Here is a 25,891-nt window from a genome sequence, read left to right as displayed (position 1 = left end):
AGGAAAACTAACCAGGCTGAGTCACAGGGTTTTGGTAGTTTTGTGTATTTGAGTTTGTTAACATTCTGCTAAATTATCGTGGGCTTTGGGTCCAGATAAGGGAGATATGATGAAGCAGGCATTTCGAGTTGCATTAAGTTTTTTAATGCTGTGGGCAGCCGTGCTGCACGCAGAAGTTCGTATTGAGATCACCCAAGGGGTGGACTCAGCGCGTCCAATTGGTGTGGCGCCGTTTAAATGGGCAGGCCCAGGTGCGGCACCGGAAGATATTGGTGGCATTGTTGCCGCTGATTTACGTAACAGTGGCAAATTCAATCCACTCGATCGTTCACGTTTACCGCAGCAACCTGGCTCCGCTCAGGAAGTGCAACCGGCCGCGTGGACCGCTCTGGGTATTGATGCTGTTGTTGTTGGCCAGGTCACACCGAATGGTGATGGCAGCTATACCGTGGCTTACCAGTTGGTTGATACCTCTGGCGCACCGGGTACTGTACTGGCGCAAAATTCCTACAAAGTGAACAAACAGTGGCTTCGCTATGCCGGTCATACCGCCAGCGACGAAGTGTTTGAGAAGCTGACAGGTATCAAAGGTGCGTTCCGTACACGTATTGCTTACGTCGTGCAGACCAATGGCGGTCAGTTCCCGTATGAACTGCGCGTTTCTGATTACGATGGCTACAACCAGTTTGTGGTTCACCGTTCTCCGCAGCCGTTGATGTCACCAGCCTGGTCTCCAGATGGTAGCAAACTGGCTTACGTAACGTTTGAAAGCGGTCGTTCAGCGCTGGTTATCCAGACTCTGGCGAATGGTGCGGTGCAGCAGGTGGCTTCTTTCCCTCGTCACAACGGCGCGCCTACCTTCTCTCCAGACGGCAGCAAGCTGGCCTTCGCATTGTCGAAAACCGGTAGCCTGAACCTGTATGTGATGGATATTGGCTCGGGTCAGATTCGTCAGGTGACTGATGGTCGCAGCAACAACACTGAACCAACCTGGTTCCCGGATAGCCAGAACCTGGCGTACACCTCCGATCAGGCTGGTCGTCCACAGATTTATAAAGTGAATGTGAATGGCGGTGCTCCACAACGTATTTCCTGGGAAGGTTCTCAGAACCAGGATTCCGATGTGAGTTCCGACGGTAAGTTTATGGTGATGGTTAGCTCGAACGGTGGGCAACAACATATCGCCAAACAGGATCTGGTAGCGGGTGGCGTACAAACTTTATCGTCAACGTTCCTGGATGAAACGCCAAGTCTGGCACCTAACGGCACGATGGTAATCTACAGCTCTTCTCAGGGGATGGGATCTGTGCTGAATCTGGTCTCAACAGATGGGCGTTTCAAAGCGCGTCTTCCGGCAACCGATGGTCAGGTTAAATTCCCTGCCTGGTCGCCGTATCTGTGATAATAAAATATTAAAGGATCAAAGAAATGCAACTGAACAAAGTGCTGAAAGGGCTGATGCTGGTATTGCCTGTTATGGCAATTGCTGCGTGTAGTTCTAACAAGAGCGCCAACAACGAGAGCGGCGAAGGTATGCTGGGCGCCGGCACTGGTATGGACGCTAACGGTAGCAATGGCAACATGTCATCTGAAGAACAGGCTCGTCTACAGATGCAACAGCTGCAACAGAACAACATCGTATACTTCGGTCTGGACAAATATGATGTTTCTTCTGAATTCGCTGCAATGCTGGATGCGCACGCTAACTTCCTGCGTAGCAACCCATCTTACAAAGTGACTGTAGAAGGTCATGCGGACGAACGTGGTACTCCGGAATACAACATTTCCCTGGGTGAGCGACGTGCTAGCGCTGTTAAGATGTACCTGCAGGGTAAAGGCGTTTCTGCAGACCAGATCTCCATCGTTTCTTACGGTAAAGAAAAACCAGCAGTTCTGGGTCATGACGAAGCGGCTTACGCTAAAAACCGTCGTGCCGTTCTGGTTTACTAAGAGAACAGTATGAACAGTAACCTCAGACATCACTTGTTGAGTCTGTCGTTACTGGTTGGCATAGCGGCCCCCTGGGCCGCTACTGCTCAGGCGCCAATCAGTAGTGTCGGCTCAGGCTCGGTCGAAGACCGTGTCACTCAACTCGAGCGTATTTCTAACGCTCACAGTCAACTCTTAACCCAACTTCAACAACAACTCTCTGATAACCAAAATGATATTGATTCCCTTCGTGGTCAAATCCAGGAAAGTCAATATCAGTTGAATCAGGTTGTTGAGCGTCAGAAGCAAATTTTATTGCAGATAGACAGCCTCGGTAGCGGCGCTGCTGCAGGGCAAGCTGCTGGTGCAACCGATCAGGGCGCTGCTGCGACAGCAGCACCTGATGCTGGTGCGTCAGCCAGCACTCAGGCGGCTCCAGTGCAGGGTGGCGATGCCAACAGCGACTACAATGCCGCTATTGCCATGGTGCAGGATAAGTCCCGTCAGGACGAAGCCATTGCTGCATTTCAGAGTTTTATCAAGAAGTACCCAGATTCAACTTACCAGCCAAATGCTAATTACTGGCTGGGGCAGCTGAATTACAACAAAGGGAAAAAGGATGATGCGGCGTTTTATTTTGCCTCTGTGGTGAAAAATTACCCGAAATCTCCAAAAGCCCCGGACGCAATGTTTAAAGTCGGTGTGATCATGCAAGACAAAGGCGATACCGCAAAAGCGAAAGCTGTGTATCAACAAGTGATCAAACAATTTCCAAATACCGACGGCGCAAAGCAGGCACAAAAACGTCTGAATGCGATGTAGTGAGTGCGGCCTGACCAGATATTGCTGTTTTTCTGGTCAAGCCGAACGAAACGCGAGCCATTAGGTGATCTTGATCGAAATTCTTGTTGCGTCAAAATCTTAAATCAGTAATATATGCCGCCGTTGCCAAGGGATATCAAACAAACCCGAAGTGACTCGAAATTGGGTCGTTAGCTCAGTTGGTAGAGCAGTTGACTTTTAATCAATTGGTCGCAGGTTCGAATCCTGCACGACCCACCAATTTCGAAGCAGTACGAAGTAAGTGAATTGTGAAGGGTTCGAACCTGTAGCAGGTTCGAGTTGAGCGTTAACGAAACAGCGTTGCTTTAGCAACGACCCGAAGGGTGAGGCCAAAGGCCGAATCATCCTGCACGACCCACCAATTTCGAAGCAGTCAGTATTTGAAGAAGCAGTAAACCGCATTGCGGGGCGTTAGCTCAGTTGGTAGAGCAGTTGACTTTTAATCAATTGGTCGCAGGTTCGAATCCTGCACGCCCCACCAATTATGATGTAGTGCGAATTAAGTGAGTCGTGAAGGGTTTGAACCTGCAGCAGGTTCGAGTTGAGCGAAAGCAAAACAGCGTTGCGTAGCAACGACCCGAAGGGTGAGGCCAAAGGCCGAATCATCCTGCACGCCCCATCACTCCTCGAGTGAAAGCATCTTCGATACAGCAGTAACCGCACCGCGGGGCGTTAGCTCAGTTGGTAGAGCAGTTGACTTTTAATCAATTGGTCGCAGGTTCGAATCCTGCACGCCCCACCAATATTTGAGTATTCTGTGCAAGTGAGTCGTGAAGGGTTTGAACCTGCTGCAGGTTCGAGTTGAGCGTAAGCGAAACAGCGTTGCGTAGCAACGACCCGAAGGGTGAGGCCAAAGGCTGAATCATCCTGCACGCCCCACCATTTTTTAAAGTAGTACCGAAGTTTGGGTGATTAGCTCAGTTGGTAGAGCACCTCCTTTACACGGAGGGGGTCGGCGGTTCGAGCCCGTCATCACCCACCATTCGGGGCGTTAGCTCAGTTGGTAGAGCAGTTGACTTTTAATCAATTGGTCGCAGGTTCGAATCCTGCACGCCCCACCAATGTAGAAAGGCGCCCTAAAGGCGCCTTTTTGCTATCTGCAATTCCTGGTTGAAATTAAATTCCCCACGACAATCCCGACATAATTCGCTATCTTGTTTAGCATACAAAACAACCTTAGCCATTTCTGGTCGGTCTTCATCAGAAAATTGCTAATTTGGTTAAGTCAGTCAAACGAGAAAGCACTATGAGCGTAATGTTCGATCCAGAAGCAGCGATTTATCCTTTCCCACCTAAGCCACAGCCTTTGAGCGCGGACGAAAAGCTGTTTTACCGCGAGAAAATCAAGCGTCTGCTGAAAGAGCGGAATGCTGTCATGGTGGCTCACTACTACACCGACCCCGAAATTCAGGCTCTGGCGGAGGAGACTGGCGGCTGTATCTCTGATTCTCTCGAGATGGCTCGTTTTGGGGCAAATCATCCAGCCACTACGCTCCTGGTGGCAGGCGTACGCTTTATGGGTGAAACATCGAAGATCCTGAGTCCGGAAAAAACCGTTCTGATGCCTACGCTTAATGCAGAATGTTCTCTGGATCTCGGCTGCCCAATCGAGGAGTTTAACGCCTTTTGCGATAAGCATCCCGATCGCACCGTGGTGGTCTATGCTAATACTTCCGCTGCGGTTAAAGCCCGTGCGGATTGGGTTGTGACATCCAGTATCGCCGTTGAATTGATTGAACATCTCGATAGTCTGGGCGAGAAAATCATCTGGGCGCCGGATCGTCATCTCGGGAATTATGTACAAAAGCAAACCGGCGCTGATGTGCTGTGCTGGCAGGGTGCATGTATCGTCCATGACGAGTTCAAAACTCAGGCATTAACGCGCATGAAAGCGCTTTATCCGGATGCTGCGGTATTAGTTCACCCGGAATCGCCACAGGCCATCGTTGATTTGGCCGATGCAGTAGGCTCAACCAGTCAGCTTATTGCTGCGGCAAAAACGTTGCCCCACAAGAAACTGATCGTGGCGACCGACCGCGGGATTTTTTACAAAATGCAGCAGGCATGCCCGGATAAAGAGTTGTTCGAAGCACCGACAGCAGGTGAAGGGGCAACGTGTCGTACCTGTGCTCATTGCCCCTGGATGGCGATGAACGGCCTTAAAGCTATCGCTGAGGGATTGGAGCAGGGCGGAGCGGCGCATGAGATTCATGTCGACGCTGCACTCCGTGAGGGCGCTCTGGTGCCTTTAAATCGAATGTTAGCTTTTGCCGCTGAATTACGACGGAATATTAAAGGCAACGCATAAGGATCTTATGCTCAGGAGCGAATATGGATTTTTTTAGCACGCAGAACATTTTGGTTCACATCCCCATCGGCGCTGGTGGGTATGATTTATCATGGATAGAAGCTATTGGAACCGTGGCGGGCTTACTGTGCATCTGGTTGGCGAGCCTTGAAAAGATCAGCAATTACGCATTCGGCTTAATTAACGTCACGCTCTTTGCGGTTATTTTCTTTCAGATTCAACTTTATGCGAGCCTGTTGCTTCAGCTGTTCTTCTTTGCGGCCAATATTTATGGTTGGTATGCATGGTCACGGCAGACAAACGATAATCAGGCCGCTCTCCAGATTCGCTGGTTACCTTTGCCCAAAGCCCTCGCCTGGATTGCGGTGTGCGTTGGGGCGATTGGTTTAATGACCGTGTTTATCGATCCGGTATTTGCATTCCTGACCCGAATAGCGGTTTCTATCATGCAGGGGCTGGGGCTGAATGTGACAATGCCAGTGCTTCAGCCTGATGCCTTCCCGTTCTGGGACTCTTGCATGATGGTGTTGTCGATTGTGGCGATGATTCTGATGACCCGTAAGTACGTCGAAAACTGGCTGCTATGGGTGATCATTAACGTGATTAGCGTGGTGATTTTCGCCCTGCAAGGCGTCTATGCGATGTCGCTCGAATATATGATTCTGACGTTTATCGCGCTCAATGGCAGCCGCATGTGGATCAAAAGTGCGCGTGAACGTGGCTCACGCGCCTTGTCTTAATCAATGATGATGATGAGCATGGTCGTGCTGACCATGCTCATTTAAATCACAATCTTGCCCATGGCAAAGTTGATACTCCATCTGCACCGTCGCATGTTCAATCCGATACTCATCTTTTAGAAAATGATGGATGCGCTCTAACAGGGCGTCGTGGTCGTGTGGTGGTACCACTTGCACATGCATTGTCATTAATGGCTTTTCGCCAACCAGCCAGATGTGTACGTGGTGAACATTACGAACTTCTGGGATTGTTCTGGCTAATTTCCGCTTCAAAACAGTGATATCAATGGAGTGAGGTGCGCCTTCGAGCAGCTCGTTGACACTCTCTTTAAGTAAATTCCACGCACTGCGCAGCACCAGGCACGAAACCAAAATAGAAAGGATCGGGTCAATGGGCGTCCATCCCGTCCACAGAATGATCAGTGCCGCAGCAATCGCGCCTACAGAACCCAGTAAATCCCCCAGAACATGCAGTGCCGCAGCGCGCACATTAATATTCTTTTCTTCATTTCCGCGATGCAAAATCCAGAAAGAAAACAAATTCGCCAGCAATCCTGCAAACGCAATAATCAGCATTGTCCAGCCTGCGATCGGTTGCGGATGATAAAAACGGCTTATCGCTTCCCAGACAATCAATACGGTAATGACCACCAGAGCAATAGCATTCACAAACGCAGCAAGCGTGGTCAGCCTTAACCAGCCGAAAGTATGACGGGCATTGGGTGGACGCCTGGCAAACCGCACAGCCAGCAACGCGACTAACAATGCTGCGGCATCAGTGAGCATGTGGCCTGCGTCGGCAAGCAAAGCAAGCGACCCGGAAATAATCCCGCCGATGACTTCTGCCACCATAAAGAGGGCCGTGATGGCAAACGCCCAAAGCAGGCGTCTGGAATTGGTATCACCGGAGGAATGTTGATGTGTATGCGCCATGGTTTCTTCTATTTTCGCAAAACAACGATGCGCTAATTATAACCACTAACGCTGATTAACTTATTGAATAAAACTCATAAAAAAGGAGAGCCTTAGCTCCCCCCTGGTTTAGCGGTGTTTCTTTTACTGTGAAGTGCCGTCCACTTTCGTGTTCACGTCATCACCGCTACCGGTTTCAACCTTTTGGTTGGTATCCGGGCATTTACCGTCTTTACACATCGAATTTTTATGGATTTCATCTTTGCTCATCCCGTCGCTGGTCATACCACTACTGCTGGTTGAGCCATTTGGATGAAGCATAGTGCCGCCATTATTGATATTGCTATTATCAACGCCTTTAGGCGCAAGGTTCTGATTCGCATCCGGTGCGACCTGGCCTGCTGACGCAGCGGCGTTTGCCTGGCCATTATTGTCACCGCTAGTATCTGCGGCCATTGCCAGACCACTGGCGACTGAAAGGGTTGCTGTCAGGAAAAGTGCGGTTAATTTTTTCATCATCATGCTCCTGTTCTGGTTGTTATTGCTGGATAACTTCTTCCAACAGTGCACTTGCTTTATTCTGAGCTTGCGCCATTTATCGACTAAATATGTCACCGATTAACATCACGTCAGAATACAATTTTGCTAAAGGACTACTTTTTAGTGTTAACAATTAAAAATTGTAGCGGTAAACCGGGGTTTTACCATTTTTTGACGCTTTTTAGGTCGTTTCCAGGAATATTCCGCCTGAAGTGTAAAAGCCCGTTTACACTTCATGCTTGAAGCGATAGATTGAAGGGATTGCAACTAAGCTAAATCTCAAGGCCATTCCCGGACATATCATGAATTATCAGAACGACGACTTACGCATCAAAGAAATCAACGAACTGTTACCGCCAGTAGCGCTGCTCGAAAAATTCCCTGCCACAGAAAAAGCCGCCGCCACAGTTTCTGGCGCGCGCAAAGCGATTCATAAAATCCTGAAAGGAAATGACGATCGTCTGCTGGTGGTTATTGGCCCTTGCTCCATTCACGACGTTAAAGCGGCGAAAGAATATGGCGCACGCTTGCTTGAGTTGCGTGAAGAGCTGCAAGGTGAGTTAGAGATCGTTATGCGCGTTTACTTCGAAAAACCGCGCACCACGGTTGGCTGGAAAGGTTTGATCAACGATCCAGAAATGGATAACAGCTATAAAATCAACGATGGCCTGCGCATTGCTCGTAAGTTGTTGTTAGACATCAACGACTCCGGCCTGCCTGCTGCGGGTGAGTTTTTAGATATGATTACCCCGCAGTACCTGGCGGACTTGATGAGCTGGGGTGCTATCGGTGCACGTACTACAGAATCTCAGGTTCACCGTGAACTCGCCTCTGGCCTGTCTTGCCCGGTGGGTTTCAAAAATGGCACTGACGGCACCATGAAGGTTGCCATTGATGCGATCAATGCGGCTGGCGCGCCTCACAGCTTCCTGTCTGTGACCAAATGGGGTCACTCAGCTATCGTCACCACCAGTGGGAATGGCGATTGCCATATCATTCTGCGTGGCGGTAAAGAGCCAAATTACAGCGCTGCTCATGTTGCGCAGGTTAAGACTGACTTGCAAAAAGCAGGTCTGCCAGCGCAGGTGATGATCGATTTCAGCCATGCGAATAGCAGCAAGCAATTCAGGAAGCAGATTGAAGTTTGTGCCGATGTTTGCCAGCAAATTTCAGGCGGTGATAAAGCCGTTACCGGCGTGATGATTGAAAGTCACCTGGTAGAAGGCAATCAGAGCCTCGAGAGTGGCGAACCGCTGGTTTACGGCAAAAGCGTTACCGATGCGTGTATTGGCTGGGAAGATACTGAAACTGTTCTACGTCAGTTGGCTGATGCGGTTAAAGTCCGCCGCGGTTAATTAGCAGTACAGTTGCATAAAAAAAGGCGTGGTTTTCACCGCGCCTTTTTCACATCTGTTGCGAATTACTTCGCTTTACCCTGATTTGCTACCGCTGCGGCTTTTGCTGCGATTTCGTCAGCATTACCCAAATAGTAGCGTTTCAGAGGTTTGAAGTTCTCGTCAAACTCATATACCAATGGCACGCCAGTTGGGATATTCAGCTCAAGAATTTCTTCTTCGCTCAGGTTATCAAGGAATTTAACCAGTGCACGCAGGGAGTTACCGTGAGCGGCAACAATGACGCGCTCGCCGCTTTTCATGCGTGGCAGAATGGTTTCGTTCCAGTAAGGAATAACACGATCGATGGTCAGTGCCAGGCTTTCAGTCGTTGGCAGTTCTTTGTCGGTCAGACTTGCATAACGCGGGTCATGGCCTGGGAAACGTTCATCATCGCGAGTTAATTCTGGTGGAGTCACAGCAAAACCGCGACGCCATTGTTTAACTTGCTCGTCACCATATTTCTCTGCGGTTTCAGCTTTGTTCAGACCCTGCAACGCACCGTAGTGACGTTCGTTCAGCTTCCAGGACTTCTCAACTGGCAGCCAGGCTTGATCCAGTTCATCCAGAATGTTCCATAGGGTATGGATGGCACGTTTCAGCACCGAAGTGTAAGCAAAGTCGAAGGAGTAGCCTTCGTCTTTCAGCAGTTTACCTGCAGCTTTCGCTTCAGTTTGACCTTTCTCAGACAGATCAACGTCATACCAACCAGTGAAGCGGTTTTCGTTGTTCCACTGGCTTTCACCGTGACGAACCAGAACCAGCTTAGTAACAGCCATAGTTTACTCCTTAATAAGCCTGCGATTAATGATAACGATTATCATTATATTGCCGCAAAGGGGCCAGCGGCAATGCTAAACGTTTAACATAGCGAAAAAGAGTGTGGAGTGTAAGGTGGATGTGAACGGTTGTTATATTTTTGTCGCTAAATGGCGGGAAATCCAGCGATCTGAATAATAATCGCCCTCCGTGAAGGAGGGCGAAAAACTTAGAGTGGAGTAAATTCGTACTCTGTAATGCTCAGATATTCATCATCGGGCTGTAACCAGCAATCGGGCTGCGGCCATTCAGGGTGGTTTGGGCTATCTGGCAGGAACTCGCTTTCCAGTGCCAGGCCCTGGTATGCGCTGTAAGTACCTTGTTCCCGTGCAGGCGTGCCATCAAGGTAATTACCACTGTAAAATTGCAGCGCTGGTGCCGTGGTGTAGACCGTCATTTGCAGTTTATTGTCGCTCGACCAGACGTGTGCTGCGGGCAGGCTGGCATCGCCTTGCGCCTGTAGTAAGAAAGCATGATCGTAGCCTTTCACCAGTACCTGATCGTCATCACTCAAGAAATCATCAGCGATAGTTTTTGGTGTGCGGAAATCAAAGCTGGTGCCATCCACATCTTTAAGCCCGGCTTGCGGAATACCGCTGCTGTCGACGGGCAAATAGCTGTCAGCCAACAATTGCAGACGATGCTGGCGAATATCATTCTGCTGTCCATCAAGGTTGAAATACGCATGATTGGTCAGATTCACCGGGCACGGCTTGCTGGTTTTTGCCCGGAACTCAACAGTAATGCAGTTATCTTCGGTTAACGCATAACGCGCCGTAGCGCGTAACTCGCCTGGGAAGCCCTGGTCGCCATCGTGCGAATCAAGCGTGTATAGCACTTCATGCTCGTTCTGACGCACAATGCGCCAGCGGCGGGTATCAAACCCGTCCGGGCCACCATGCAACTGGTGTGCGCCCTGATTCGCAGTGACGTTTACGGTAACACCGTCACGCTCAAACTGGCTGTTAGCAATGCGGTTGGCATAACGTCCTACGGTTGCGCCCAGATAAGCCGACTGATTCAGATAATCTTCCGGCGTTTCGCAGCCGAGCAGCGTTTCACGCACGCTGCCATCTTTCATCGGTACGCGGCATGACAGCAAAGTTGCGCCCCAGTCCATCACGGTGACAACCAGCCCCGCGCTATTGCGCAGGGTGGAGATGCGGAAAGGTTGCCCGTCTGGTGCGAGCTGTGGAGTCTCTTTTAGCATTGGCCAGCGCCCTCCGAAGGTTTGCAAACGTAGAAGGTTTCTTTGATACCGGTTTTCGATTCGTACTGTTTTTCGACCGCTTGTTTAACCGCTGGAACCAAATCTTCCGGGATAAGCGCCACGATGCAACCGCCGAAGCCGCCACCCGTCATACGTACACCGCCTTTATCGCCGATAGTCGCTTTCACGATTTCAACCAGCGTATCGATTTGCGGTACGGTGATTTCAAAATCGTCGCGCATTGATACGTGAGATTCAGCCATCAGCACACCCATTCGCAGCAAGTCACCTTTTGCCAGCGCGTCAGCGGCTTCAACGGTACGGATGTTTTCAGTCAGGACATGGCGCACGCGTTTAGCCACAACCGGGTCAAGCTCATGAGCCACTTCATTGAATTTGGACAGTTGCACGTCACGCAGCGCCTTCTGGCTGAAGAAACGTGCGCCCGTTTCGCATTGCTCGCGGCGGGTGTTGTATTCGCTACCGACCAGCGTGCGTTTGAAATTACTGTTGATGATGACAACTGCCACGCCTTTTGGCATCGAAACAGCTTTGGTGCCCAGCGTGCGGCAGTCGATCAGTAATGCGTGATCTTTCTTGCCTAACGCTGAAATCAGCTGATCCATAATTCCACAGTTACAGCCGACGAACTGGTTCTCTGCTTCCTGGCCATTCAACGCAATTTGTGAACCATCAAGGGACAGATGATAAAGCTTCTGGAACACCGTACCGACCGCCACTTCCAGAGAGGCTGATGAACTCAAACCCGCGCCCTGGGGTACGTTGCCGCTGATCACTAAATCAGCGCCACCAAAGTTCTTGTCACGTTTTTGCAGATGCTTAACAACACCGCGCACGTAGTTAGACCATTGCTGTGTATCGTGGCTCAGAATGGGTTTATCCAGTGAAAATTCATCCACTTGATTGTCATAATCCGCAGCGATGACACGAACCATGCGGTCGTCACGTTTCGCGCAGCTGATTACTGTCTGGTAGTCGATTGCGCAAGGCAGCACGAAACCGTCGTTGTAATCGGTATGTTCGCCAATCAGGTTTACGCGCCCCGGAGCCTGAATGGTGTGGGTCGCCGGATAGCCAAATTTCTCGGCAAAGATGTGTTGGGTATTATCTTTCAGACTCATTTTTTATTCTCCGGATTGGCGAAAGTGGATATCGGACACTGCACGCAAGCGTTCTGCGGCTTGCTCTGCGGTTAAATCACGTTGAGTTTCAGCCAGCATTTCATAACCGACCATAAATTTACGCACCGTCGCACTTCGCAGCAATGGAGGATAGAAGTGGGCATGCAGTTGCCAGTGACTGTTTTCTTCACCAGTAAACGGTGCGCCGTGCCAGCCCATAGAATAGGGGAATGAGCACTGGAACAGGTTGTCATAACGGCTGGTCAGATTTTTCAGCGCGACGGCTAAATCACTGCTTTGTTCTGCCGTTAAATCGGTGATGCGCAGGATATGCGTTTTTGGTAGCAGCAGCGTTTCGAACGGCCAGGCCGCCCAGTAAGGCACCACCGCAATCCAGTGTTCGGTTTCAACAACCGTGCGGCTGCCATCTTTAAGCTCGCGCTGTGCGTAATCGACCAGCATTGGCGAGCCATTTTCAGCAAAGTATTCGCGCTGCAATACATCTTCACGCGCCACTTCATTGGGCAGGAAACTATTTGCCCAAACCTGGCCGTGCGGATGCGGGTTGGAACAACCCATCGCCGCGCCTTTATTTTCAAAAACCTGCACCCACGGGTAGGTTTGGCCTAAGTCCGCAGTCTGTTCTTGCCAGGTTTTCACCACTTCTTCCAACGCGGCGACAGAAAGCTGCGGCAGCGTTTTACTGTGGTCGGGTGAAAAACAGATAACCCGGCTGGTACCGCGTGCGCTTTCACAACGTAACAGAGGATCGCTGCTTTCAGGTGCATCCGGGGTGTCTGTCATCAGCGCGGCAAAGTCGTTAGTAAAAACAAACGTGCCGGTATATTGCGGATTTTTATCGCCCGTTACGCGCGTATTACCAGGACACAAGAAACAATCCGGATCGTGCGTCGGTAAGGTTTCTTGGGACGGTGTTTCCTGCGCCCCTTGCCATGGGCGTTTAGCCCGATGCGGGGAAACCAGGATCCATTGTCCGGTCAATGGGTTGTAACGACGATGTGGATGATCCACCGGGTTAAACTGCTCCATCACATTTCCTTAGTCTGGATAACCTTGAGGATGGCGAGATTGCCAGCGCCAGGTATCATCTGCCATTTCTTGCAGAGTCCGGCTGACACGCCAGTTAAGTTCTTGGTCGGCTTTGGTGGCATCTGCCCAATAAGCGGGGAGATCGCCTTCACGGCGCGGGGCGAAGTGATAATTCACCGGCTTGCCGCAAGCGGTACTGAAAGCGTTGATCACATCCAGCACGCTGCTACCAACGCCTGCACCGAGGTTATAGATATGCACGCCAGGCTTGCCTTGTAGCGTTTGCATAGCAGCAACGTGACCGTCGGCTAAATCCATCACATGAATATAGTCGCGGACACCTGTGCCATCTTCGGTTGGGTAATCATTACCAAACACCGCCAGCGAATCGCGACGCCCGACGGCAACCTGCGCGATATACGGCATCAGGTTGTTTGGAATACCTTGCGGATCTTCGCCCATATCTCCTGACGGATGCGCGCCGACCGGGTTGAAGTAACGCAGTAAAGCCACGCTCCAGCTTGGCTGGGCTTTTTGTAAATCAGCCAGAATCTGTTCAACCATCAGCTTGCTACGACCATATGGACTTGCAGGCGTACCGGTCGGGAAGCTTTCAACGTAAGGGATTTGTGGCTGATCGCCATAAACGGTGGCGGAAGAGCTGAAGATGAAGTTGGTGACGTTGGCGGCACGCATCGCAGAAATCAGGCGCAAAGTACCGGTGACGTTGTTGTCGTAATATTCCAGCGGCTTGTTAACCGACTCGCCTACGGCTTTAAGCCCGGCAAAATGGATAACAGCATCAATTTGATGATCGTGGAAAATTTCAGCCAGTAAGGCTTCATCACGAATATCGCCGTCAATAAACAGCGGGTGTTTCCCGCCAAGACGTTCAATCACCGGCAGCACGCTGCGTTTACTGTTGCAGAGGTTATCCAGAATGACGACATCGTGGCCATTTTGCAGCAGTTGCACACAAGTGTGACTGCCAATGTAACCGCTACCACCTGTTACCAACACTCTCATTTTTCGCTCCATTGCGCGTATGGTATGTAATAAACATAGCATAACAGAGATGCGAAAAGTGTGACACGGGCTAAATTAGTGGAATCGTTTACACTAATGTTTCAGACGCACTCAAAAGCCAGAAAAGTGATTATAAAACAAATAGGTGTCGTAGGGATGTTGCGGGTTGTCTGAAAGTAGGGTGGATAAAATCCACCCTACCGATGAAGTGTTTAACGCGCGGCAGCTAAATATTCAAACTGGTAACGATAAGCGTCGCCGTCTGCCACGAACGTTAACCGTCTGGTGATGCATTCCGGTGCGTCTTCCGCATGATGAGAAACAAACAGCAACTGGGTTTCTCCTTCGCCAATCAAGATATCAATGAAACGGCGCACCAGCTGACGATTCAGTGGATCAAGCCCTTGCAGTGGTTCATCGAGAATCAGCAGTGTTGGGTGTTTCACCAGTGCACGCGCAATCAATGCAAGACGCTGTTGGCCCCATGAAAGACTGTGGAAGGGCGCATCTGCAATCGCGTTGTCCATGCCGAGCATGTTCAGCCATTCACGGGCAAGTTTTTGTTGGCGATCGGAAACTGCCTGATAGATGCCAATCGAATCAAAATAGCCTGAAAGCACCACGTTTCGCACCGTTGTACTGACGCGGTAATCCAGATGAAAATTACTGCTGACGTAGCCAATATGCTTTTTGATATCCCAGATGGTTTCGCCGCTGCCACGACGACGACCAAACAGCGTCAGATCGTTGCTGTATCCCTGGGGATGATCGCCCGTGACCAGACTTAATAACGTCGATTTCCCTGCACCGTTCGGGCCGACGATTTGCCAGTGTTCCCCAGGGTTTACCGTCCAGGAAAGTTTGTGCAGGATAGGCCGGTCATTGTATTCCACCACACCATCGCGCAGCACAATACGTGGCTGGTTTTCAGGCAACGTATAGCGTGCACTCGGATCGTCAGCCTCCGGCAGCGCCACGCCTGCCAGTTTTTCGCTGTGAGCCAGTTGTGCAATCAGCGCCTGTTCCAGTAGCTTTTGTTTTTCACCGACTTCAATCAGCGCACAATCTGCCAGCACACCAGCGTTTTGTATAAAATCAGGGATCTCATCAAAGCGGTTAAGCACTAATACGACGGTGTAGCCCTGCGTACTCAACTCACCTAATAATGCGGCGAGTTGCTCGCGGGATTTCACATCCAGCCCGTCAAATGGCTCATCAAAAATAAGCAAATCAGGCTGCGGCATCAGCGCCTGGCAGAGCAGTGCCTTGCGCGTTTCACCTGTGGAAAGGTATTTAAAACGGCGAGTTAATAACAATGTGATGCCGAAAAGCTCCGCTAACTTTTGGCAGCGGGCTTCATCTTTGATTTCATCCTGAATAATTTCCGCCGTGGTGCGACCGGTATCGTCTTCATCAGGACTCAATAAATCGGTGTTATTGCGCTGCCATTCATCGCTGACTAACTTTTGCAGTTGCTCAAAAGAAAGGTGGGCAATCCGGGTGAATGTGCACTGGCGCTCGCCCTTTTGCAGGGGGAGTGAACCGGCTAATGCCCGGGCAAGGGCTGATTTACCGCTGCCGTTGGCACCCACAAACGCCCAGCTTTCACCGGCGTTAATGGCTAAATCATTGAGGGCAAGAGTTCGGGTGTCGCTAAGGTGAAAGACTCCTTGCGAAATTTGCAACGTCGACATAAACCATCCCATTTTTTGCAGTGATTAAGCCCAGATTTACGGATTGCCTGCGGTGTTGTCAATTCGCTGCGCGGTTTTAGCACAGAGTGGCGATAATCACGCGATCGGCATTAAAAAATGCTATGACTTCAGCACCTTCTACCAGTTTCTGGATTTCCACTACAGTGTTCGGCATGGTGGCGCACAGCGTTTGCCCGTCAGGCAATTGCACCAGCACTTCGCTTTGCTCAGCCCCTTGCTGAATATTGCTGATAATACCGGGGAGCTGGTTGTCTGCACCGCTGGCACGTTTGGCATCAGTGGTAATTTCCACCCACGGCGCTTTAATCAGTACCAGAACTTCTTTGCCTTCGCTTAAACCCAGGCGCTCTGCGCTCTGGCGCGTAATGGCTGCCTGCAAACGCGTTGAGCCATCAGCCAATAAAATATCAACGTGTTGCTGCACTTGTTCGCTATCACGCCGTAAAACGGTGCCAAAAAGCTGGTTGCGAGCGCTGGTTTGCAGAGAAAAACGAGAAATTGCAGCGAGCAAACTATCGAGTGGTAGCGCGTCATCACGCAGCACATCGAAGGCTTTTTGTTGGATTTGCGCGAGCAATTCATAAAGCTGAATCAGACGTTCACCGTAATGCGTAAGAACCGCGCCGCCGCCGCCTTTGCCGCCTGTTGCTCTATCAACTAACGTCTCATCGCTCAGTTGATTCATCTCATTGATGGCGTCCCAGGCACTTTTGTAGCTAATGCCCGCAAGTTTTGCGCCCTGGCTAATTGAGCCGGTATGTTGTATTTGTTTAAGTAGCGCGATACGACGTGGATCGGCGAACAGCCGCTGCTGGAGTTTCAGCGTCAGTAGAATTTCAGCTTGCATAACCTCTCCGCAATAAAGAAAACGCCATTTTCCTCTATTGCGTGGGGTTGGGCAAATCGCACAAAAGGAGAGTGCGTTTTTCTGTCAGGTCGTTAGAATAGCCGCTCTCACTTTTGTTGGAGGCATCCATGTTAGAGTTATTGAAAAGCTTGGTGTTTGCCGTGGTCATGGTGCCAATCGTAATGGCGGTGATTCTCGGTCTTATCTATGGATTGGGTGAAGTCTTTAACGTCTTCTCAAAAGTCGGTCACAACGACCAACCGAAAAAAAACCATTGATTTCCTAACGCCCGCATCAGCGGGCGTTGCATTTCTTCTCTTCCCTTCAGAAATTCAGCAACGGCAATACTGCCGGGATCTGTGAAAGCAGGTACAGCACCAGTCCGATAGAGCCACCAACCAGCGTGCCGTTTATGCGGATAAACTGTAAATCTTTGCCTATATTCAGCTCGATTTGCCGCGACATATCCTGTGCATCCCAGCTTTTGACCGTATCGCTAATATGGCGAGTCAGGAAAGTGGCAAACTCAGGTGCCATTTTCTGCACCGCTAGCTCCAGATGCTCATTGAGTGATGCGCGCAGTGCACTATCGGCAACCAGCGTCTCTCCCAACCACTGCCCAGCCTCTGCAATGCGCTTTTTCATGCGCGAATTTTCAGAATTAACATCCACTTTCAACCATTCGCGCAAATCGCCCCACAGTTCGCCCAGATAGCGGTTAAAAGCCTCATCCTCTTTCAAATAACTTTTTATGCTGTCGGCTTTTTCAGCCATTTGCGGCGAGTTTTTAAGATTGTCGATGAGCTTTAACGTCGCGCGATCAAAAGCCTGACGGATCTGGTGCCCCTGATCGTGGCTGACGTCATCCAGAAACGAATTGACCGCACTGGAAACCAAATCGGCGCTGTGCTCCCCCAGCCATTCGGTGGGTAATACTTTGGCCTTGCGTGGGTGCTCTGTTTCCAGCCAGCGGACAATCTGACGGGCAATAAAGGCCCGCGTGCTTTCACGTTTTATCAGCGCCAGCATCTGGGCAATAACGGAGTCGAGTAACTCCTGATGGCGGTTATTTTTAGTCAGGCTTTCCAGCAGCAGAGCACTGGAATGGGTCAAGTCGACCTTATCGATGGCCTTATGAACCGCCTGGCGGATTAAGCGTTGGATGCGTGTATCGTCAGTTAAGTCTAAAAATGCGCTCATCACCTGCAACAGATGTTGCCCGACGCGCTGCGCATTGTCGGGCTTGCTGAACCACTGGCCAATCATGTGCGCCGGTTCGTGGCGGCGAATTAAGGCAATCAGGGACTGGGTATCAAGAAACTTCTCCTGCACAAAAATGCCCAGGTTTTCACCAATGCGGTCTTTATTGCGCGGAATAATCGCCGTATGACGAGAGATGAAGGGAATCGGTACGCGATGAAACAGCGCTGCCACGGCAAACCAGTCAGCGAGCGCACCCACCATTGCGGCTTCGGCGATAGCTTTTAAGCCGCTCACCCAGAAACCCGGTGGTAAAAAGAGGGTAGTCACAAACGTTACAGCGGCAACCAGCAGTAGGGACAGCGCAAGGCGCTTGGTGCGTTTTAGTTCAGCTATTTTCTCCATTAACTAAGCATAGAACGGCACGCAGCGGATCGGTAGAACAAATTTGCGTTGCGATTAATCTCGCTCTATTTCGATTAACTAAATTTTCCACACCTTCAAATCGTTATAAGAATCTTCCTGTAATCGACTTGCCTGGAACGCACATTTAACGATACTGTATATATATACAGTTATTCTTTGTGAGGATTTTATGGCACCGCTAACTCTTTTTATTTTCTGTTCATCAACAGGTTACGGAGCGTAACTATGGGCGCATTTCCATCACCAGCGCAGGATTATGCAGAAAAGAGCATCGATATTCGTCAATTAGTGGATGAACATCCGACTGCCACATACTACATGCGGGCATCGGACGATTCGATGATTGAAGGGGGTATCAGCAATGGCGATTTGCTGGTGGTTAATAGCGCCAAAACGGCGGTCCATAACGATATTGTGATTGCGGCGGTGAATGGCGAATTCGTCGTCAGACAATTGCAACTCAGACCCGTTATTCAGCTCATGCCGCTTAATCGCGCCTGCAAACCTATTCATCTCGGTTCAGATGAGGCGCTTGAGGTGTTTGGCGTGGTGACTTATATCGTGAAATCAACGAGGTAATTATGTTTGCCCTGGTTGATGTAAACAGTTTTTACGCAAGTTGCGAAACCATATTCAGGCCTGATCTGAAAGGCAAACCGGTGGTGGTTTTAAGTAACAATGATGGTTGCGTGATTGCGCGAAACGCCGAGGCAAAGAACTGTGGTGTGCAAATGGGCGGCCCGTATTTCAAGCAGAAAGATCTCTTCCGCCAACAAGGCGTGACCGCTTTTAGCAGTAATTACGAGTTATATGCTGATATGTCACATCGCGTCATGATGACGCTGGAGGAAATTTGCCCCCGGGTTGAGATCTATTCAATCGATGAGGCTTTTTGTGATTTTTCTGGCGTGAGTCATTGCCGAAATCTGAAAGATCTTGGCCGGGAAATCCGTTCCACTCTTTCGCAGCGCACGCATTTAACGGTAGGCGTGGGGATTGCCCAGACAAAAACCTTAGCCAAACTCGCTAATCACGCAGCAAAACAGTGGCCGCTGGAATCGGGTGGTGTTGTCGACCTGTCTGGCCGGGAGCGGCAACGCCAATTAATGGCAGCGTTCCCGGTTGGCGAAGTGTGGGGAATTGGTCGTCGAATCAGTAAAAAGCTTGAAGCGATGGGGATTAAAACGACCCTGCAACTGGCTGATGCGGATATCCGTTTTATACGTAAACATTTCAGTGTCGTGCTCGAGCGCACGGTTCGTGAACTGCGTGGGGAATCTTGCCTGGGATTTGAAGAGTTTGCTCCCACGAAACAGGAAATCATCTGCTCGCGCTCATTTGGGGAGCGGCTGACTGAGTATGAACATATGCGTCAGGCTATTTGCAGCTATGCGGCACGTGCCGCAGAAAAGCTCAGGGGCGAACACCAGTATTGTCGTCATATTTCTGCTTTTGTTAAAACATCCCCTTTCACGGTGAATGAACCTTACTACGGCAACCAGGCGATGGTGAAACTCCTTACCCCAACGCAGGACACCAGAGATATTATTGATGCGGCGACACGCTGCCTGAATAGCATCTGGAGAGGTGGGCACCACTATCAAAAAGCAGGGGTGATGCTTTGTGACTTTTTCAGCCAGGGTATCGCACAGCTCAATCTCTTTGATGAAAACCCGCCGCGAGCCAACAGCGAAATGCTGATGCAGGTGATAGACGACATTAATAAGAAGAAAGGCAAAGGGACGATTTATTTTGTGGGGCAGGGGATTGAGCAGCCGTGGCAGATGAAAAGAGCGATGTTGTCACCGCGTTATACGACCCGGCTTTCAGATTTGTTGAGGGTTAAATCGGGGAGCATGTGAGAGGCTCATTTTCTTATGCTGTTCCGTTAACAGCTGGCACACCACATTGCCAGGTAATGGGCGATGGAAAAAATAACCCTGGCAAAACTCAATACCCGCCATTTGTACTTGAGCTAATTCGTCTTGCGTTTCAACGCCTTCAATAAGAACTTCACATTTAACTACCATACATAACTTCACCACTTGTCGCAGGAAGTTAAATCCATCGGGTTTGGCGAGGCCCAACACCATTGATCTATCTAATTTTATTTTATCCAGAGGATAACGAGTCAGATAATGCAGGGTTGAATAGCCAGAGCCAAAATCATCCAGTGCGATTTTAATACCCAAACTTCGCATCTTTTCCAGAACCTCTGCGACACGCACCGGCTCCTGCACCTTTTGTGATTCAGTAATCTCAAATTCCAGCTGCCATCCAGTGGGGAGTGGCTTTGCTAACACTTTGCGAACCACATTCAGCAATCTGTAATCGACCAGTGTCTGAGGTGAAATATTGACGGACAGCGTCATATTTTCTGCATCAGACATATTCTCCCGAACATAATCTAATGCATGTTCCATTACCCAGAAGTCCATCTCCGGCATCAACCCTGTTCTTTCATAATATTTGAGGAAAACAGGCGGTGTTATTTTTCCGCTATCGCTTTGATGGCGAATCAGAACCTCAAGGGCAACGATTATATGATCGGATAAACGCACCTGTGGCTGAAAATAGAGAATGAACTGGCCGCTGTTTTGCAGCTTCTCAATTTGTCTTTGGGCTTCAATGTAGCTGTTCCCTTCAACAATATGGCTGTAATTCGGCACCATCTCAAAATCTGTCGGTTGAGTCATATTCATCTCACCCGTGAGTAAATCCAGGTCGGAATTGTCGGGAACCGATTGTTTAAGTGAAGTGGTAACGAAGGGGCGATAAATAACGACCCCAAGGCTAATAATCAGAAGATACAAAAACACAGCGCTCACAGAGTGGCCGCTGGCGAGCCAGACTTTGACTGGAGAAGGCGTTGACCAACTGACGATTTCGGAAATCCGCGGAACCATGTCCAGATAAGTTGCGCCGTATGCGACCAGGTAAGACATTAAGGGAACAAGGACAAACGGGATAATCATGACGGGGTTGAGGACAATCGGATAACCAAAAATGAGAGGCTCATTGATATTAAAAATTGCCATGGGAGCCGCTACGCCTAACAAGCGGCGATGGGGGCTTTTGGCTTCCATGAAAATACAAATTATCAAACTCACGGTATTACCCGTTCCGCCAGCATTGCACCACATATCGTAGAATACAGGGCTAAGGATATTCAGCGGGTGATGAAGAGTATGCCAGTCATTGATATTTATTTTTTGTGCCGCAGTAAAAGCAACATCAATATCCAAAAATAGGTAATAACCGTGAAGGCCAAAGAACCATGGCACCGTACGCAAGAGAACATATGAAATGCCATGTAAAAAATCTTTTGGATAAAAATACATGGACAAGTTATTGAGAAAATCCATCCCGCTTTTCAGCCAAATGGCAGCACCCAGTTTAATGGCACAACTAAAGAGCGCAATAATACCCAGCGTGGCAAAAAAAGAGATGATATTCGTATAGCTATTGTCTTTCCATAAGCGGAGTTTTAGCAGATTCTCGCTCACCACTTCTTGTAGGTAATTGCCGAAGACTCCAGAAGCCAGCGCCAGGGGGATACTGATGTCTAAGAAGAACTGTGCATTATCATCAAGGATTCGGCGGAAGATCATCAAGGTGCTGATGCTTAGTGCAATACAGTAAATCTGTGAGAGACGGTTTCTGACAGCCCAGTGAACCGCGACATAGATGTTCATTACCAACGGTGCCAGCGCTAAAAAACCAACCTGGAGCTGCATGAACCAGATGGCAGCATTATTAAATCCGGTGGTATCACAGATGACTGATGCAGTAATGACGAGTCCCCGGACGATTGATAAAGGGACAATTGCCATGGTACTGGCAATAATGGCATGAGCAAATCGATTGTTTAATAAACGACTTTGACTGTTATGCAGACGATGCAGCAGATTGTTGTACAGCCACAGTTTTCTCACAAAGTTACCTGAAATATGTATGCTTATTGATAATTGTATTTAAATGGACAATTGCATGACTAAAAAATGGAATAAATGATATTTACTTCATAATTAAATTATTAAATACCTTTTCAATTTATTTTTTAAATACACTTCGATAACAAAGAGACATCTGTGGTTTAACTATTACACCCTCTCATAAAAGCAACGACGAGAATGGTACCAATAACAAAGGTAGCCAGTACCTTCGATACTAATCCAGTGATAAAGAAGACAGACCCCAGCACAAGAAAAATAACAAATGCCTTACAATAGTTTGATAACATCGTTAATAACCTGCTAACCCCAGCCAAAAATATTAAACACCCACAGTCCTGGGGGTATATTTAATCTAGGGTAACAATATTTGTACTGCTAAGTAACTCTGGTAAATGTTCAAAATTACGCATTCAGGTGTGATTATCTGTACACCTGATATAAGTTAAATTACAGGCAATAAAAAAGCAGCCATAACAGGCTGCTTTCGAAGGAGATGTTGGTCGGCACGGAGAGATTTGAACTCTCGACCCTCGCCACCCCATGACGATGCGCTACCAGGCTGCGCTACGTGCCGAGATCGTGCAAATAATACTACCTTTTTCGCGATCGTTTGCAAGACAGCTTTTTGCTAACTGGTTAATAAATAAACAATCAGTTAGCAATGAAACGCTTCTCGTCGGTTAGCACCTGGAGCAACAACCCAAGTTGAGGCTTGGTTTCTTTGATGCGTTCACCCTGCAAATCATACATCCGATAGTTACCGTTATTATCAAGCACTAACGTCATGTCAGGAAGAGTGACCGCGAGGCTGTTGTTATCCGCACCCACAACCCAGTTATTGCGACGTGTCGCGGCAAACAAGTCTTCACCTTGTGAATACTCGTTGGCTGGATTTTTAACGTGCAACAGGCGCTGCATCAGGGTTGTCATGACATCTTGATGGTCAGTGAGCTTGGTGATGGTTTGCGCTGGTGTGCCAGGCCAATGGATAACTAATGGCACCTCAATACGTGAGCGTGACCATGCAAAGGATTCCTGCTCTTTACCCAGCGGCACGCCATGACCTGCGGTAATAATTACCACCGTATTCTGGAGCTTCCCGGAGGCTTCCAGCGCATCAAGTACACGTTTGATTTGCTCATCAACACTAACCGCTGCGCGAGCATAACGACGAGCAAAGGCCTGCTGATTGGTGTCTGCTGTAATATTGGTGCCATTAAAAGCAACCCAGGAGAACCAGCGGTTATCTTCGGACGCGTATTGGTTTAGCCAGTTAACCCATTGCGTCGCTGTTTGCTCGTCAGACTGGCTTTTTGCTGAAGGCAAAGAGAAGTCTGAGAGCAGGGCCTGGCGATACATTGACGAGTCAAAACCATCGGAGGCGAACAGCCCCAGTTGATAGCCTTGCTGGTTCAATGCCGTAATTAAAGCCGCAGGAATTCGGGCGGATAACACGCCATCCATGTAGGCTGGCGAAATACCGTAGAACAGGCCAAAGATACCGTTATCGGTCCCGTTGCCCGCACTCATATGTTGCGTAAAGTTGATATTGCCCGCCGCAAACTCGCTCAGGTTCGGCAAATCTTTCTGCGTATGTTCAGCATTCAGGCCGTCGACTGTAATCAGCAATACGTTGTGCCCGGTGCCCATATCACGGAATTGGAGGTCGCTCAGTGGATACTGCACCGATACCGCTTCAGGACTACCTTGCTCCACGAGGCGGCGTTGGTACTCTTTTGCATCCAACAGGCCATGTTTTTCGAGGAAGCGGCGGGCCGTCATCGGGTAAGACAGCGGTAGGTTGGCGCGCTGCATGGTTATCGGGCGATAGAAATTCGCATCGGCCCAGATATACATAATATGGCTACTGAAGAAGGCGACGAAGAACAGCACGACCACAGGTTTTGCATAGTGTTTGCGCCGCCCCAGGCTGCGCAGTTTCTGCCAGCTCCAGGTCGCAAACAGCATTTCAATTAATAAAATCACCGGCACGCTGATAAACATCAGTTGCCAGTCGCGCGCCATCTCACTCTGGTCGGGGTTAATCACCAGTTCCCAGACAATCGGATTAAGGTGGAGATGGAAGCGAGTAAAGACTTCGCTGTCGATAAGCAACAGCGTCATGCCTGCGGTAGCGAGCGCTGCCGAGACAAAGCGCATCAGGCGTTGTGACATCACAACGAACGTTAGCGGGAAGAGAATCAGCAAGTAGGCGGCGAACACCACAAAGCTAAAATGACCGATAACACTCAGCCAGGAATAAATACGACCCGTGAGCGTTGTCGGCCAGTCGGCGACAAACAAATAGCGGCTACCCAGCAGTGTTGCCAGCAGGATATTGAACAAGGCGAACCAATGTCCCCAGCTGACCATCTGGGAAACTTTTTCGCGGTAGCGCTGACGGTTAGTCACCATAACGTGTAACTACGATCCCTTAATGAGCTTTGTCTTCGCTCACGGAGGCTTGCAACGCCTCAGCGAAAGAGCGAGCCAACGAGCGGCGTTGAGCAGAAGCTACGCTGGTATTAATTAAGTTGGTGACCATGTTTCCCAGTACCATCAGGGAAAGATCGGTTGGCGTTTGGTGCTTTTCCAGCACGCTTGCCAGTTCACTCAACAGTTCTTCGACGCGTTCGTCACTATAACGGGATATTTGTGGCATAAATTAACAATCAATTAGATTCAGGAAAGGGCGTTATCTTACCGTAGCAGGACCTATTTTTCTTGAATTATTTAGGTGATGTTGCACATGGCTTCAGGCAATGGTTGAATACCGCCGAGTCTAAAAGGAGAGTTTATCATGAGTCTGGATATCGACCAGATTGCCTTACACCAGTTAATCAAGCGCGGCGAGCAGACACTTGAAGTTGTGTTGCGCGATTCTCTGTTGGCAACGAACGGCGCCGTAGAAGAGATGATGGCTGAATTGCATCGCGTCTACAGCGCAAAAAATAAAGCCTATGGTCTGTTCAGCGAAGAGAGTGAATTGGCGCAAGCGTTACGCTCGCAGCGTAAAGGCGATGAGGATTTCCTCGCATTCAGCCGCGCAGCCACTGGCCGACTGCGTGATGAACTGGCGAAATATCCATTTGCGGATGGCGGCATCGTGCTGTTTTGCCAATATCGTTACCTGGCTGTGGAATATTTGCTGGTGGCGGTACTGAATAATTTAAGCAGTATGCGCGTCAACGAAGAGCTGGATATCAGTTCAACGCATCACCTGGATATCAACCACGCCGATATCGTGGCGCGAATTGATCTGACCGAATGGGAAACCAATCCAGAATCCACGCGGTACCTGACGTTCCTGAAAGGACGAGTAGGGCGCAAAGTTTCTGACTTCTTTATGGATTTCCTCGGTGCCAGCGAAGGTTTGAACGCCAAAGCGCAGAACAAAGGCTTGTTGCAAGCGTTGGACGACTTCACCAACGAAGCGCAACTGGATAAAAATGAGCGTCAGGCCGCGCGTCAGCAGGTTTATGCATACTGCAACGAGCAACTCCAGTCTGGGGAAGAGATTGAGCTTTCTTCGCTGGCTGATGAGCTACCGTGGGCGGTTGACGACAAAAACTTCCAGCAGTTCACCGCTGATAAAGGCTATGAACTGGAAGAGAGCTTCCCGGCTGACCGTGGCACATTGCGCCAGTTAACCAAATTCGCCGGTAGCGGTGGTGGGTTAACGATTAGCTTTGACGCCATGTTATTAGGCGAGCGTATTTACTGGGATCCAGCGACTGACACGCTGACCATTAAGGGCACGCCACCGAATCTGCGCGACCAGTTACAACGCCGCAGTTCTGGAAAATAGCCATAAAAAAACCCGCCGAAGCGGGT

General features: G+C 49.5%; 23 protein-coding genes, 6 tRNA genes and 3 other RNA genes. 18 read left to right on the top strand and 14 right to left on the bottom strand.

Translation table 11 applies throughout. From position 1 onward, the window contains the following. Positions 1 to 109: 109 nt before the first annotated feature. From tolB to pnuC, 13 genes are all read left to right on the top strand, one after another. Positions 110 to 1,402, top strand: coding sequence for a Tol-Pal system beta propeller repeat protein TolB (tolB, locus tag AC0IWZ_RS14420; protein ID WP_034497136.1), 1,293 nt, complete (start codon positions 110 to 112; stop codon positions 1,400 to 1,402). A 26-nt stretch (positions 1,403 to 1,428) separates the two neighbouring features. Next, positions 1,429 to 1,950 (top strand): peptidoglycan-associated lipoprotein Pal, encoded by a 522-nt coding sequence (pal, locus tag AC0IWZ_RS14415; protein ID WP_034497134.1) that lies wholly within the window; start codon positions 1,429 to 1,431, stop codon positions 1,948 to 1,950. 9 nt (positions 1,951 to 1,959) lie between these two features. Next, positions 1,960 to 2,751, top strand: coding sequence for a cell division protein CpoB (gene cpoB / locus AC0IWZ_RS14410; protein WP_471676967.1), 792 nt, complete (start codon positions 1,960 to 1,962; stop codon positions 2,749 to 2,751). A 164-nt stretch (positions 2,752 to 2,915) separates the two neighbouring features. After that, positions 2,916 to 2,991, top strand: a tRNA-Lys gene (locus AC0IWZ_RS14405). Positions 2,992 to 3,006: 15 nt separating this feature from the next. Next, a non-coding RNA gene (locus tag AC0IWZ_RS14400) (RtT sRNA) lies at positions 3,007 to 3,133 on the top strand. A 44-nt stretch (positions 3,134 to 3,177) separates the two neighbouring features. Then, a tRNA-Lys gene (locus AC0IWZ_RS14395) sits at positions 3,178 to 3,253 on the top strand. 15 nt (positions 3,254 to 3,268) lie between these two features. Continuing rightward, positions 3,269 to 3,394: non-coding RNA, RtT sRNA (locus AC0IWZ_RS14390), on the top strand. Between the two features lie 44 nt (positions 3,395 to 3,438). After that, positions 3,439 to 3,514, top strand: a tRNA-Lys gene (locus AC0IWZ_RS14385). 14 nt (positions 3,515 to 3,528) lie between these two features. After that, a non-coding RNA gene (locus AC0IWZ_RS14380) (RtT sRNA) lies at positions 3,529 to 3,654 on the top strand. Between the two features lie 24 nt (positions 3,655 to 3,678). After that, positions 3,679 to 3,754: transfer RNA gene (locus tag AC0IWZ_RS14375), tRNA-Val, on the top strand. Positions 3,755 to 3,757: 3 nt separating this feature from the next. After that, a tRNA-Lys gene (locus AC0IWZ_RS14370) sits at positions 3,758 to 3,833 on the top strand. Positions 3,834 to 4,018: 185 nt separating this feature from the next. Next, the gene (gene nadA, locus AC0IWZ_RS14365) at positions 4,019 to 5,080 is read left to right on the top strand and encodes a quinolinate synthase NadA (protein WP_471676968.1); all 1,062 of its coding nucleotides are present in this window, start codon (positions 4,019 to 4,021) and stop codon (positions 5,078 to 5,080) included. A gap of 23 nt (positions 5,081 to 5,103) precedes the next feature. Beyond that, a complete protein-coding gene (gene pnuC / locus AC0IWZ_RS14360) occupies positions 5,104 to 5,820 on the top strand; it encodes a nicotinamide riboside transporter PnuC (protein WP_471676969.1) in 717 nt (238 codons plus the stop codon). Here the strand turns inward: pnuC and zitB are convergent, their stop codons facing one another. Continuing rightward, the gene (gene zitB, locus AC0IWZ_RS14355; RefSeq protein WP_034497106.1) at positions 5,821 to 6,753 is read right to left on the bottom strand and encodes a CDF family zinc transporter ZitB; all 933 of its coding nucleotides are present in this window, start codon (positions 6,751 to 6,753) and stop codon (positions 5,821 to 5,823) included. Between the two features lie 123 nt (positions 6,754 to 6,876). Next, positions 6,877 to 7,254 carry a YbgS-like family protein gene (locus AC0IWZ_RS14350; protein WP_034497105.1) on the bottom strand — a complete coding sequence of 126 codons (378 nt, stop codon included), beginning with the start codon at positions 7,252 to 7,254 and terminating at the stop codon, positions 6,877 to 6,879. Between the two features lie 320 nt (positions 7,255 to 7,574). On the opposite strand from AC0IWZ_RS14350, the gene aroG reads away from it, so the two are divergent. Continuing rightward, on the top strand, positions 7,575 to 8,627 hold the full coding sequence (aroG, locus tag AC0IWZ_RS14345; RefSeq protein ID WP_471676970.1) for a 3-deoxy-7-phosphoheptulonate synthase AroG: 1,053 nt from the start codon (positions 7,575 to 7,577) through the stop codon (positions 8,625 to 8,627). Between the two features lie 65 nt (positions 8,628 to 8,692). On the opposite strand, the gene gpmA is transcribed toward aroG, so the two are convergent. From gpmA to modE, 7 genes are all read right to left on the bottom strand, one after another. After that, on the bottom strand, positions 8,693 to 9,445 hold the full coding sequence (gpmA, locus tag AC0IWZ_RS14340) for a 2,3-diphosphoglycerate-dependent phosphoglycerate mutase (RefSeq protein WP_034497101.1): 753 nt from the start codon (positions 9,443 to 9,445) through the stop codon (positions 8,693 to 8,695). Positions 9,446 to 9,654: 209 nt separating this feature from the next. Beyond that, the gene (gene galM, locus AC0IWZ_RS14335) at positions 9,655 to 10,695 is read right to left on the bottom strand and encodes a galactose-1-epimerase (RefSeq protein ID WP_259266702.1); all 1,041 of its coding nucleotides are present in this window, start codon (positions 10,693 to 10,695) and stop codon (positions 9,655 to 9,657) included. Then, positions 10,689 to 11,837, bottom strand: a complete 1,149-nt coding sequence (gene galK / locus AC0IWZ_RS14330; RefSeq protein WP_471676971.1) for a galactokinase — start codon at positions 11,835 to 11,837, stop codon at positions 10,689 to 10,691. Before galK ends, galM begins: the two co-directional genes overlap by 7 nt. A 3-nt stretch (positions 11,838 to 11,840) precedes the next feature. After that, the gene (galT, locus tag AC0IWZ_RS14325; RefSeq protein WP_471676972.1) at positions 11,841 to 12,887 is read right to left on the bottom strand and encodes a galactose-1-phosphate uridylyltransferase; all 1,047 of its coding nucleotides are present in this window, start codon (positions 12,885 to 12,887) and stop codon (positions 11,841 to 11,843) included. Positions 12,888 to 12,896: 9 nt separating this feature from the next. After that, positions 12,897 to 13,913, bottom strand: coding sequence for a UDP-glucose 4-epimerase GalE (gene galE / locus AC0IWZ_RS14320; protein ID WP_034497090.1), 1,017 nt, complete (start codon positions 13,911 to 13,913; stop codon positions 12,897 to 12,899). 212 nt (positions 13,914 to 14,125) lie between these two features. Next, positions 14,126 to 15,607 carry a molybdate ABC transporter ATP-binding protein ModF gene (modF, locus tag AC0IWZ_RS14315; protein ID WP_471676973.1) on the bottom strand — a complete coding sequence of 494 codons (1,482 nt, stop codon included), beginning with the start codon at positions 15,605 to 15,607 and terminating at the stop codon, positions 14,126 to 14,128. Positions 15,608 to 15,683: 76 nt separating this feature from the next. Further along, on the bottom strand, positions 15,684 to 16,475 hold the full coding sequence (gene modE / locus AC0IWZ_RS14310; RefSeq protein WP_034497085.1) for a molybdenum-dependent transcriptional regulator: 792 nt from the start codon (positions 16,473 to 16,475) through the stop codon (positions 15,684 to 15,686). Between the two features lie 128 nt (positions 16,476 to 16,603). On the opposite strand from modE, the gene AC0IWZ_RS14305 reads away from it, so the two are divergent. Further along, the gene (locus AC0IWZ_RS14305) at positions 16,604 to 16,753 is read left to right on the top strand and encodes an AcrZ family multidrug efflux pump-associated protein (RefSeq protein WP_034497082.1); all 150 of its coding nucleotides are present in this window, start codon (positions 16,604 to 16,606) and stop codon (positions 16,751 to 16,753) included. Positions 16,754 to 16,799: 46 nt separating this feature from the next. Here AC0IWZ_RS14305 and AC0IWZ_RS14300 read toward each other — a convergent pair whose 3' ends face one another. Then, positions 16,800 to 18,080 carry a DUF445 domain-containing protein gene (locus tag AC0IWZ_RS14300; protein ID WP_410373386.1) on the bottom strand — a complete coding sequence of 427 codons (1,281 nt, stop codon included), beginning with the start codon at positions 18,078 to 18,080 and terminating at the stop codon, positions 16,800 to 16,802. Between the two features lie 216 nt (positions 18,081 to 18,296). Between AC0IWZ_RS14300 and umuD the strand changes: the two genes are divergently transcribed. Both umuD and AC0IWZ_RS14290 read left to right on the top strand, forming a co-directional pair. Then, positions 18,297 to 18,680 (top strand): translesion error-prone DNA polymerase V autoproteolytic subunit, encoded by a 384-nt coding sequence (gene umuD, locus AC0IWZ_RS14295; RefSeq protein ID WP_471679042.1) that lies wholly within the window; start codon positions 18,297 to 18,299, stop codon positions 18,678 to 18,680. A gap of 2 nt (positions 18,681 to 18,682) precedes the next feature. Next, the gene (locus AC0IWZ_RS14290; RefSeq protein WP_471676974.1) at positions 18,683 to 19,963 is read left to right on the top strand and encodes a Y-family DNA polymerase; all 1,281 of its coding nucleotides are present in this window, start codon (positions 18,683 to 18,685) and stop codon (positions 19,961 to 19,963) included. Here the strand turns inward: AC0IWZ_RS14290 and AC0IWZ_RS14285 are convergent. The 4 genes from AC0IWZ_RS14285 to AC0IWZ_RS14270 form a co-directional block, all read right to left on the bottom strand. Further along, on the bottom strand, positions 19,928 to 22,036 hold the full coding sequence (locus tag AC0IWZ_RS14285; RefSeq protein ID WP_034497076.1) for an EAL domain-containing protein: 2,109 nt from the start codon (positions 22,034 to 22,036) through the stop codon (positions 19,928 to 19,930). The genes AC0IWZ_RS14290 and AC0IWZ_RS14285 overlap by 36 nt on opposite strands. 518 nt (positions 22,037 to 22,554) lie before the next feature. Continuing rightward, positions 22,555 to 22,631 (bottom strand) — tRNA-Pro (locus AC0IWZ_RS14280). 77 nt (positions 22,632 to 22,708) lie between these two features. Next, a complete protein-coding gene (gene yejM, locus AC0IWZ_RS14275; RefSeq protein ID WP_471676975.1) occupies positions 22,709 to 24,472 on the bottom strand; it encodes an LPS biosynthesis-modulating metalloenzyme YejM in 1,764 nt (587 codons plus the stop codon). A gap of 19 nt (positions 24,473 to 24,491) precedes the next feature. Then, complete coding sequence (locus AC0IWZ_RS14270) at positions 24,492 to 24,719, bottom strand: YejL family protein (RefSeq protein ID WP_034458713.1); 228 nt, start codon at positions 24,717 to 24,719, stop codon at positions 24,492 to 24,494. A 138-nt stretch (positions 24,720 to 24,857) separates the two neighbouring features. On the opposite strand from AC0IWZ_RS14270, the gene yejK reads away from it, so the two are divergent. Further along, positions 24,858 to 25,865 carry a nucleoid-associated protein YejK gene (gene yejK, locus AC0IWZ_RS14265; protein WP_115627764.1) on the top strand — a complete coding sequence of 336 codons (1,008 nt, stop codon included), beginning with the start codon at positions 24,858 to 24,860 and terminating at the stop codon, positions 25,863 to 25,865. Positions 25,866 to 25,891 lie beyond the last annotated feature (26 nt).

Source organism: Buttiauxella sp. AC142, from assembly GCF_979253435.1.
Note: the sequence above shows the minus strand (reverse complement) of the source record. Positions and strands in the feature narration are given on the sequence as shown.

What these genes read in the sequence shown, in the direction of transcription:
- galM (WP_259266702.1), bottom strand. Translation starts at nt 10,695, where the DNA reads ATGCTAAAAGAGACTCCACAGCTCGCACCAGACGGGCAACCTTTCCGC.
- AC0IWZ_RS14290 (WP_471676974.1), top strand. Translation starts at nt 18,683, where the DNA reads ATGTTTGCCCTGGTTGATGTAAACAGTTTTTACGCAAGTTGCGAAACC.
- AC0IWZ_RS14270 (WP_034458713.1), bottom strand. Translation starts at nt 24,719, where the DNA reads ATGCCACAAATATCCCGTTATAGTGACGAACGCGTCGAAGAACTGTTG.
- AC0IWZ_RS14305 (WP_034497082.1), top strand. Translation starts at nt 16,604, where the DNA reads ATGTTAGAGTTATTGAAAAGCTTGGTGTTTGCCGTGGTCATGGTGCCA.
- AC0IWZ_RS14350 (WP_034497105.1), bottom strand. Translation starts at nt 7,254, where the DNA reads ATGATGATGAAAAAATTAACCGCACTTTTCCTGACAGCAACCCTTTCA.
- yejM (WP_471676975.1), bottom strand. Translation starts at nt 24,472, where the DNA reads ATGGTGACTAACCGTCAGCGCTACCGCGAAAAAGTTTCCCAGATGGTC.
- gpmA (WP_034497101.1), bottom strand. Translation starts at nt 9,445, where the DNA reads ATGGCTGTTACTAAGCTGGTTCTGGTTCGTCACGGTGAAAGCCAGTGG.
- aroG (WP_471676970.1), top strand. Translation starts at nt 7,575, where the DNA reads ATGAATTATCAGAACGACGACTTACGCATCAAAGAAATCAACGAACTG.
- modE (WP_034497085.1), bottom strand. Translation starts at nt 16,475, where the DNA reads ATGCAAGCTGAAATTCTACTGACGCTGAAACTCCAGCAGCGGCTGTTC.
- galE (WP_034497090.1), bottom strand. Translation starts at nt 13,913, where the DNA reads ATGAGAGTGTTGGTAACAGGTGGTAGCGGTTACATTGGCAGTCACACT.
- pnuC (WP_471676969.1), top strand. Translation starts at nt 5,104, where the DNA reads ATGGATTTTTTTAGCACGCAGAACATTTTGGTTCACATCCCCATCGGC.
- zitB (WP_034497106.1), bottom strand. Translation starts at nt 6,753, where the DNA reads ATGGCGCATACACATCAACATTCCTCCGGTGATACCAATTCCAGACGC.
- modF (WP_471676973.1), bottom strand. Translation starts at nt 15,607, where the DNA reads ATGTCGACGTTGCAAATTTCGCAAGGAGTCTTTCACCTTAGCGACACC.
- yejK (WP_115627764.1), top strand. Translation starts at nt 24,858, where the DNA reads ATGAGTCTGGATATCGACCAGATTGCCTTACACCAGTTAATCAAGCGC.
- pal (WP_034497134.1), top strand. Translation starts at nt 1,429, where the DNA reads ATGCAACTGAACAAAGTGCTGAAAGGGCTGATGCTGGTATTGCCTGTT.
- galT (WP_471676972.1), bottom strand. Translation starts at nt 12,887, where the DNA reads ATGGAGCAGTTTAACCCGGTGGATCATCCACATCGTCGTTACAACCCA.
- nadA (WP_471676968.1), top strand. Translation starts at nt 4,019, where the DNA reads ATGAGCGTAATGTTCGATCCAGAAGCAGCGATTTATCCTTTCCCACCT.
- tolB (WP_034497136.1), top strand. Translation starts at nt 110, where the DNA reads ATGAAGCAGGCATTTCGAGTTGCATTAAGTTTTTTAATGCTGTGGGCA.
- cpoB (WP_471676967.1), top strand. Translation starts at nt 1,960, where the DNA reads ATGAACAGTAACCTCAGACATCACTTGTTGAGTCTGTCGTTACTGGTT.
- AC0IWZ_RS14300 (WP_410373386.1), bottom strand. Translation starts at nt 18,080, where the DNA reads ATGGAGAAAATAGCTGAACTAAAACGCACCAAGCGCCTTGCGCTGTCC.
- galK (WP_471676971.1), bottom strand. Translation starts at nt 11,837, where the DNA reads ATGAGTCTGAAAGATAATACCCAACACATCTTTGCCGAGAAATTTGGC.